Raw genomic sequence first — 1943 nt, 5'->3', positions numbered from 1 at the left:
AGCTGGCGGAGCTCTACTACAAGGTCCAGGTGAACGAGCAGATCGGCATCGCGCCTGTGGTTCAGTACCTGATCGATCCCCTGGGGGACAGCAGCAGGGATGACGTGGTGGCCCTGGGTCTGCGCTCGCTGATCAGTTTCTAGACGGTATATTCTGCAACGCTGGCAGGGGGCAGCGAATCACGTCCCTAGCGGGGTGTTCACGACAGGAGTTCCCATGATGCCCCTGGGACAAGGCCCTGACGGCGTTTCTGCTACCCTTCGTGCCGTGCGTGGGGGGCATCGCCATGCGCCAGGAGTTCGGCTCCTGAAAATGGTTCGGTTCTGGCCCGGGGGCGTTTACCGTCTACCAGGGGAGCGTGCCCCTGGGACTGGGAGGTTGAGTCATGGGCACTGCAGGGGGGGTGAGTCAGGCTGCTGCGGCAAGAAGTAGAAAGGATCCCGCAACATCGTAACTCGCGCAGCCTCAATCCCGCCTCTCCGCCGTACTCCGGACAAACCGGCCGCGTGCCGCCCCCGGCGGAGGAATAGGGGGTGGACAGGCGCCCGGTTGACGTGTACGGTTGATGGTACTCACGAACGTCGATCCAGGGGGTGCCTCTGCCATGGACTATTGCGCCGATCTCCACATCCATTCGCCCTTTTCCCGGGCAACGAGCAAGGAGTGCGACCTTGCAGGGCTTGCCGGGTGGGCCCGGGTGAAGGGGATCCAGGTGGTGGGCACGGGGGACTTCACCCATCCGGGGTGGTTCGCCCGGCTGCGGGAGGTGCTGGAGCCGGCCGAGCCGGGCTTCTTCCGGCTGCGGGACGAGAATGTCCCCGCGCCCCTGGCCGGGCTCGCTCCCTCCTCGGCACCGGTCCGCTTCATGCTCACCGCCGAGATCAGTTGCATCTACAAGCGGCACGGCGTGGTGCGCAAGGTTCACAACCTCCTCTACGTCCCTGACTTTGCAGCGGCTGAACGGATCAACGCGCGGCTGGCCGGCATCGGCAACATCGAGTCCGATGGCCGCCCCATCCTCGGCCTCGACTCCCGGAACCTGCTGGAAATCCTGCTGGAGGCCACGTCGGACGGATTCCTGGTGCCGGCCCACATCTGGACCCCCTGGTTTTCACTGTTCGGCTCCAAGTCCGGTTTCGATACCGTGGAAGAGTGCTTCGGCGACCTCACCCCCCACGTGTTTGCCCTGGAGACCGGACTTTCCTCCGATCCGGACATGAACCGGCTGATTTCCGCCCTGGACCGGTTCTCCCTCATCTCCAATTCTGACTGCCACTCCCCGTCCCGGCTCGGGCGCGAGGCCAATCTCTTCAGCACCGGCTTTGACTTCTTTTCACTGCGCGACGCCCTGAAGGGCAACAGCCGCGAAACCTTCAGCGGCACTGTGGAGTTCTTTCCCGAGGAGGGGAAGTACCACATGGACGGTCACCGGGACTGCGGCATCCGCTTCGAACCCGACGAGACGCGCCGGCACGGGGGCCGCTGCCCCGTGTGCGGCCGCCCCCTCACCGTGGGGGTGCTCCACCGGGTGCTGGAACTGGCTGACCGGGACACGCCGCTCTATCCCGCCGACGCCCCGGCGTTCTTCAGTCTGGTGCCGCTGGCAGAGGTGGTGGGGGAGATCCTCGGGGTGGGACCGGCCTCCAAACAGGTCATGAGCAACTATGTCCGGCTTATCGACCGGTTCGGTTCGGAGCTGAACATCCTTCTCCGGGCCGATTCCGCTGAGATCGCTGCCGCATCGCCGGTCCTGGCGGAGGCGATCGTCCGGATGAGAGAGGGGCGGGTCATCCGCCAGGGGGGCTTCGACGGCGAGTACGGAACCATCAAGGTCTTCGAGGAGGGTGAAGTGGCCCGGCTGTCAGGACAGGGGGGACTCTTCAGCGACGGGGAGTCCCCCCGGCGGGGGCGCCCCAAAGCGACCGGCCGGCCTCCGGCAGCCG

2 protein-coding genes are annotated in these 1943 nt (G+C 65.8%); both read left to right on the top strand.

Translation table 11 applies throughout. From position 1 onward, the window contains the following. Nucleotides 1-2 precede the first annotated feature (2 nt). Nucleotides 3-143: a carbohydrate porin gene (locus tag AC6CDK_RS17715; RefSeq protein WP_226048568.1), complete on the top strand. Its 141-nt coding sequence runs from the start codon at nucleotides 3-5 to the stop codon at nucleotides 141-143. A 461-nt stretch (nucleotides 144-604) separates the two neighbouring features. Then, nucleotides 605-1943, top strand: a 1339-nt coding sequence (locus AC6CDK_RS17710) for an endonuclease Q family protein (RefSeq protein WP_496639952.1), incomplete at its 3' end; no start/stop codon positions are given.

This window comes from Geobacter sp. PheSNFMC (assembly GCF_059620965.1).
The sequence above is the reverse complement of the archived record's forward strand: the minus strand, read 5'-3'. Positions and strand labels throughout refer to the sequence as shown.